Source organism: Methylobacterium sp. WL19, assembly GCF_008040005.1.
GTDB classification, from domain to species: domain Bacteria; phylum Pseudomonadota; class Alphaproteobacteria; order Rhizobiales; family Beijerinckiaceae; genus Methylobacterium; species Methylobacterium bullatum.
Genome location: NZ_VRVC01000187.1, coordinates 1 through 6,576 on the forward strand (window position 1 = coordinate 1; position 6,576 = coordinate 6,576).

Genomic DNA, 6,576 nt, shown 5'->3' on the forward strand with positions numbered 1-6,576 from the left:
CGCCACCCGACTCCGCCAGGACCTTCGTGATCGCCGCCGTCAGCGACGTCTTGCCGTGGTCGACGTGACCGATCGTGCCGATGTTGCAGTGCGGCTTGGTGCGGGCAAACTTCTCTTTGGCCATCGTCACATTCCTAAAACAAAGTCACATGAGCGGTCGCCCAGGGCGGCGCTCGAGGTGTCGAGCCGGGCGAAAGACGCCGCCCGGATAGAGGCTCGGCGTCAGATGATCAAGGGATGATGATTGTAGAGGCCGAATCGAGCCTGCGGCGTGGTCGTCCGGCCGAGACCCGGCTCCCGTCTTCGATGCGGGGTCAAACCGTCCCGCAGGCCAGGAACTGCGCGCCGAGCGGCATCCGGCCGATGGCCTTCTCGACACCGGGCACCCATCCCCGCCGGAACGGGAAGGCCAGGAAGTGTCGGCTGCGAATGTCCCGCAGCCCTCGTTCCGCGAGGAGCGCCCGGGTCTCGCGGGCACCGAGCAGGACGGCGTCGTGATCGAAGGGACAGCGCGACACCGCGAGGCGCGTCAGCGGGTTCCACGGGTTGTGCTCGATGATCGCCACGAGCCCGCCCGGGCGGGTGACGCGCCGCATGTCGGCCAGCAGGCCGGAACGCTCCGCGACGGGGACGTGATGGAAGACGCAGACGGCCAGCGTCGCGTCGAACGCTCGGTCCTCGAAGGGCAAGGTGCCGCCCTCCTGGAGGCGGTAGCGGTTGCCGGGGTTCTCGCTCTCCGCACGGGCCACGGATTCCGGCGAAGGATCGGTGCCGGCCATCCCCGAGACGATGCCGGCAAGGCGGCGATGGAGGAGGCCGACGCCGCAGCCGACATCGAGGAGCGACGGGCGGGAGGTCCCGAAATGCCGGCCGAATACGTCCGCGAGCAGATCGGCCTTCGCGTCCAGGAAGAAGCCGTGTTCGAGCCCGGAAAAGGCGATGGAATCCTGGACCACCGCATCGTAGCTCGTGCGGTACGCGTCGAAGGCGCTGGTCATGCCGCAATCCTCGATGTCGCGTCCTGCTCGTCCTCCGGGAACCCCACCGCCCGGCCGACCACGTAGAGGGGGCGCTTCTTCACCTCGGTATGGATGCGTCCGACATAGAGGCCGACGATGCCGGTCATCAGCAGGTTCATGCCGGCCAGGAACGAGACGAGGACGACGATGGAGGCCCATCCACTGACCAGGGCCGGGTCGTAGAGGGCGCGCACGGCGATGTAGAATCCATAAGCCAGCGCGAAGAGGGACACCCCCGTGCCGGCCCAGAGGGCGAAGCGGAGAGGGATGTCGGAGAAGCCGACGATGCCGTCGAAGGCGAGCCGCAGCATCTTCGACCAGCCGTATTTGGTCTGGCCCAGGGTCCGCGAGAGACGGTGGAACGGCACGGCGGTCTGGCGGAAGCCCATCCAGCTGAACATGCCGCGCACGAAGCGGTCGCGTTCGGGCATGGCGAGGAAGGCGTCGAGGGCCTTGCGGTCGACGAGGCGGAAATCGCCCACGTCGGCCGGGATGTCGATGGCGGTGAGCGCCCGGATGAGGCGGTAGAACAGGCCGGCGGTCCAGCGCTTGAAGCGGCTCTCGCCCTCCCGGCTCAGGCGCCTCGCATAGACGATCTCGTAGCCCTCGCGCCATTTGGCGGCGAGCTCGAGGACGACCTCCGGCGGGTCCTGAAGATCGGCATCCATCACCACGACGGCGGCGCCCGCGGCGCGCTCCATCCCGGCGGTGATGGCGACCTGATGGCCGAAATTCCGCGACAGGGCGAGATAGCGATAGCGCGGATCGTCCTTGGCGCGGCCGGCGGCGACGATGCCCGTCATGTCGGTGCTGCCGTCATCGACGATGATCACCTCCGCCGGCCCGTCGAGCTTGGCGAGGAGCTGGTCGAGGCGGTGCAGCAGCACCGGCAGCACGACCTCCTCGTTGAAGACGGGAACGACGAGGCTGTAGGTCGGCGTGCCGATCTGCGCCGAGGGAGATGTCACGGTCATGCGTGTCGCCGGCGGACGGAAGGTCCGGTCGGCGGAAGTCTAGCGCCGCATGATTAAGGCCATTCTAACCGGGCGGCGCGAGACGCCTCCTGCCCGCCTACGGATCGGTATCCACGGCCGTGGCGGCGGAGCGTCGGTCGGTCGTTCCCTCGAGGAAGCGGCCGCCGAAGAGCCCGTTGAGGCCGACCACGATGAGGACGGCCACGAGATGCACGGCGAGATCCGTCGCGGTGGCGTCGTGAGGATGGAACGGCACCAGAAGCGCCGCCGCGGCCGCCGCGACCGCGAGCCCCCCCAAGGCCGCCGTGAGTCCGGGGTTCAACGGGCAGGCCCGGCGCAGCATCGTGACCAGCAGGACCGAGAGCGGCAGCGAGACGCCAATCAGAAAGACGAAGCAGCCGCGCATCTCCCCGGCTTCGGCGAGATTCGAAGCCGGAGCGAGCCAGGCGCGCAGGCAGCCGAGCCCGCTGACGCCGAGCCACAGGACGAGGGGCGGGATCGGCAGCAGGGCCCAGGCCCGGCTGCGGCCCGGCACGCTGCTCTGGAAGGCGGCGAAGGCCGCAGCCACGCTCGTCAGGATCGCGCCGAGCGCGGCATAGCGAAGATCCGGAACGCCGAGACGCGCTTGCATGGCGGCGGCATCCGACAGGGGCAGAAGGACAATACCCAGGCCGAGCACGGCGGAGATCCAGGCGAAGGCCCGCCATCCCGGCCCGGAAAGCGGGCGGATCTGCGCGAGCGACCGGGCCAGCTCCTCGACGAGACGTTCGTGTCTGGCGGGATCAGACATCCGAACCCTCCTTGCTGGATGAGAGAGAGGCACGCAGCGCCTTGAGGGCTCGATGGAAGTTGACCTTCAGCGCCGTCTTGGTCCTCCCGGTGAGGAGGGAGGCCTCGTCGAGCGAGAGCTCGTGCAGGGCGATGTGCTCGATCGCTTCGCGCTGCCCCGGGGGAAGATGGGCGACGGCCTGGACCACGGCCCGGCGACGGTCGCGGTCCTCCAGATCGTGCCCCGGCAGGGGGCCATCGTCGGCGCGTGTCTCGTAGGCGATCGGGTCGTCGACCTCGCGCGGCCGGCGGCTGCCCTGGCGTAGGGCATCGATGGCGCGCCGGTGGGCGATGGCACGGAGCCAGGGCAGGAAAGGCCGGGCGGGGTCGTAGCTGGCCCGCGCCCGGTGGATCGTCAACAGGGTCTCCTGAACCACGTCGTCGATGCCCGTGCCCTGGACACCCTTGGACCTCGCCATCGCGGAAACGACGGGAACGCAGTCGCGCAGGAGCGCACGGTAGGCTGCGGCATCGCCGTTCTGAGCCGCCTGCATCGCGGCCGACAGCGAGGCCTCGCCGGACGATGCCATCGATCGTGCGGGCATGGTCGCGATGCTTCCGGAATCCGCAGGCCGAGCCTGCAGGACGGACAGGCGGCCCGAATGCGCCGCCTGCGCCAGGCTCACGGACGAGATCCTAAGTCGTCGCCGTGGGCTTGGCCACACCGCCCTTCGCCCGCGAGTCCGCGCCCGTGGCATCGGCGGCAAGGGACGACGGAGACGGTGTGGGCGAGAAAGCTCATGGGAAGCGGTCCTTCGTCGTGGCACCGGGTTCTGCGGCGGCCATGAGAAGGATTTCGCTGATCGCCCTCCCCCGGTTACGCGTCCCGGACCGGAATCCGATCATTTGGCCGACGCACCTCCGAAATCCGACGGGAGCGATGGGTTTGTCAGGTCGAGGAAAGACGAGGGGACGACCGGTTCTTCGATGCCTGTCCGCCGATGCGTCTGTTCGACGAGACTGCTCCGATGCGAAAATACAAATGTCGATCTTTGCAAGAGTAGACAGGCCTCCGGCGCACCAAGGGTGCCCCTTGAATGGGTACTTCCCTGTCCGCTCCCCGACAGTCCTGTGGACCATTCAGATATACCAGGCTCTTCCCGAGTGAACCTGGAACTGACCGCCCACGCATTGGTTGAAGGCTGGGCCGTGGCCCGGTCCATGAAGCTATTGGAGCCACAGTGACACTCGGCGTCGACAGGTACGAACTCCGGCAGATCATCGCCGGCCTCAGCGAGGGCGTGATCCTGGTCGAGCCGGACCAGACCATCGCCTATGCCAACGAGGCGGCCCTGGCGATGCACGGGGCGGAGTCCGTGAGCGAGCTCGGAGAGACCGTCGACATCTATCGCGAGCGCTTCTCCCTGCGCTACCGCAACAACCGCACACCCAATCAATACCCGATCGAGCGCGTCGTTGCCGGTGAGACGTTCCACGACGTGGTCGTGGAGGTCACGCGCACCGACGAGCCGGACGTCACCTTCGTCCATTCCTTGCGCAGCCTCGTGGCCACCGATCGCGACGGCAATCCCAGTTGCCTCGCACTGATTCTCAAGGACGTCTCGGACCAGTTCGAGGCCGAGGACCGCTTCGAGAAGACGTTCAACGCGAATCCGGCCCCGGCGGTGATCTGCCGGCTCGCGGACCTGCGACACGTCAAGGTGAATCTCGGCTTCCTCGAGATGACGGGGTACACCCGCGATGCCGTCATCGGCCGCAGCGTCTACGAGGTCGATGTCCTGGCGGGCGCCCGCAGCCGGGATCTGGCCATCTCGCGCCTGAACGAAGGCGGCACCATCCCGCAGATGGAAGCCTGTCTCGACCTTCCCGATGGCGGCGTGCGCCACGTCATCGTCGCCGGCCAGCCGATGGAGTTTGGCGAAGAGCCGTGCATGCTCTTCACCTTCGCCGATCTCGAATTGCGTCGGAAGGCCGAGATGGCCTTGCGTCAGAGCGAGGAGCGCTTCGCGAAGGCCTTCAGCCTCACCCCCGTGCCGACGGTGCTCGCGCGGGCGAACTCTTTCGCCATCACCGGGGTGAACGAGGCCTTCACCCGGGTCTTCGGCCATTCCGCCGAGACTGTCGCCGGGCGCTCACCGGCGGAACTCGGGCTCTGGGTCCACGATGCGGCCCGCGAGAAGTTCGAGAGTGCCGTGGCCATGACCGGCTACGTCCTCGGGCTCGAAGTCTGCCTGCAGCACGAGGATGGGACCAGCCTCGATTGTCTCGTCTCCGCCGAGCGGGTCGAGATCGGGGACGACATCTACGCACTCCTCGTCCTGCAGGACATCACCGAGCGCAAGCGCGGCGAGCGTGACCTGTTCGAGGCCATCGAGACCGTCATGGCCGATACCTCCTGGTTCAGCCGGGGGCTCATCGACAAGCTCGCCAACCTGCGTCGGCCGGGCGGCGAGCACAAGGATTCCGTCTCGCCGAACATGACGGTCCGCGAGCGGCAGATTCTCGATCTCATCTGTTCGGGGCTCGGTGACGATGCCATCGCCAAGCGCCTGACCCTGTCGCGCAACACGGTCCGGAATCATGCCGCCGCCCTCTACCGGAAACTGGGCGTGCACAAGCGATCCGAGGCCATCGTCTGGGGGCGCAACAATGGCTTTCCTGCGGGCTCTGCCGGTTAAATAAAATCGCTCTACCAGTACGAATGCATCATTGATCGGTGGTCGGCAGGCGCCAACTGAGGTGCTGAGCCGCAAGACATCAAGACATGTTGTCAGGCCGATCCGGTATTCGAATCGATTCATGAGCGTTTCCAAGTCCGCAATCGCGGCTGAAACACTCAATGGCTCGGTATAAGAAGCCGTCGGCAAGCTGATCGGTGATCAAAACGCGGTGAGCGAAGGATGATCTCAGCAAAAACTACCGAAGTCCACAGTGAAACCCAAGAGCGTTTCCGAGACTTAGGGTGAGGCTGACGGCGCCGGACATCGTCCGGTCGAGATTTTACAGACACAGGAGTGAACATCATGGTCGATACCAATCGGATTACCGGGGCCGCGAAAGAACTCGGCGGCAAGATCCAGGGCGCGGTCGGCGACATGACCGGTTCGAACCGCAACTCGGTCGAGGGCCGGGCGCGCGAAGTCCAGGGCACGGCCGAGAACCTCTATGGACGGGCGAAGGACGCCGTCGGCGACGCCGCAGACTACGCCGCTGACGCTGCCCGCGATGTCGGCGGACGCATCCGCGACGCCGTCGACGATGTCGCCGGGTCCGACGGACGCGAGATCAAGGCCCGCGCACGCCAGGCGCAGGACGCGGCGGGCGACACCTATGAGCGCGCGGAGCGATCCGTCCGCAATGCCGGCCGCGAGGCTTACGACTACGCCGATGACGCCTACGAGAACGGTGGCCGGTATCTGCGCCAGGGTGGCCGCGAGGTGACCCATCAGGTCGCCGAGCACCCGGTGGCCGCCCTGCTCGTGGCTGGCCTCCTCGGCTACGGCATCGGTCTTCTCATCCACGGCCGCGACTGAACGTCCGCCGCGCCACCCCTCCCCCTTCATCTTCCCCCGCTCGGACTACCGAATTCTTCGGACTACCGACGACCCCGGAGCTCTGCCACGTGTCTTCTTCCTCCAGCATCCCGACGTCGCCGATCGTCGCCGGTGATACCCGCACCGTCCTGCTGAACCAGGTGTCCTGGGGCGCGATCTTCGCCGGCGCGGTCACCGCCCTGGTGACCCAGGTCGTCCTCAACATGGTCGGCGTCGGCATCGGCCTGTCCAGCGTCGGAG

The 6,576-nt window shown here is 67.1% G+C and carries 7 protein-coding genes and 1 pseudogene; 3 read left to right on the forward strand and 5 right to left on the reverse strand.

From position 1 onward, the window contains the following. The 5 genes from FV220_RS23355 to FV220_RS23375 all read right to left on the reverse strand — a co-directional run. The coding region (locus FV220_RS23355) for a GTP-binding protein (protein ID WP_246686237.1) at nt 1–124 on the reverse strand (124 nt) is incomplete at its 3' end. 190 nt (nt 125–314) lie between these two features. Next, on the reverse strand, nt 315–998 hold the full coding sequence (locus FV220_RS23360) for a class I SAM-dependent methyltransferase (RefSeq protein WP_147833407.1): 684 nt from the start codon (nt 996–998) through the stop codon (nt 315–317). Further along, nucleotides 995–1,993: a glycosyltransferase family 2 protein gene (locus FV220_RS23365; RefSeq protein ID WP_056146692.1), complete on the reverse strand. Its 999-nt coding sequence runs from the start codon at nt 1,991–1,993 to the stop codon at nt 995–997. The genes FV220_RS23360 and FV220_RS23365 overlap by 4 nt, the downstream gene beginning before the upstream one ends. A 97-nt stretch (nt 1,994–2,090) precedes the next feature. Continuing rightward, complete coding sequence (locus tag FV220_RS23370; RefSeq protein WP_147833408.1) at nt 2,091–2,783, reverse strand: NrsF family protein; 693 nt, start codon at nt 2,781–2,783, stop codon at nt 2,091–2,093. Continuing rightward, the gene (locus tag FV220_RS23375; protein WP_238254272.1) at nt 2,776–3,447 is read right to left on the reverse strand and encodes a sigma-70 family RNA polymerase sigma factor; all 672 of its coding nucleotides are present in this window, start codon (nt 3,445–3,447) and stop codon (nt 2,776–2,778) included. Before FV220_RS23375 ends, FV220_RS23370 begins: the two co-directional genes overlap by 8 nt. Before the next feature lie 555 nt (nt 3,448–4,002). On the opposite strand from FV220_RS23375, the gene FV220_RS23380 reads away from it, so the two are divergent. The 3 genes and pseudogenes from FV220_RS23380 to FV220_RS26270 all read left to right on the forward strand — a co-directional run. After that, a complete protein-coding gene (locus FV220_RS23380) occupies nt 4,003–5,460 on the forward strand; it encodes a helix-turn-helix transcriptional regulator (protein ID WP_056159186.1) in 1,458 nt (485 codons plus the stop codon). A gap of 345 nt (nt 5,461–5,805) precedes the next feature. Beyond that, complete coding sequence (locus FV220_RS23385) at nt 5,806–6,315, forward strand: CsbD family protein (protein WP_147833409.1); 510 nt, start codon at nt 5,806–5,808, stop codon at nt 6,313–6,315. 89 nt (nt 6,316–6,404) lie between these two features. Further along, a pseudogene (locus tag FV220_RS26270) lies at nt 6,405–6,576 on the forward strand (PhnA-like protein); the annotation flags it as partial.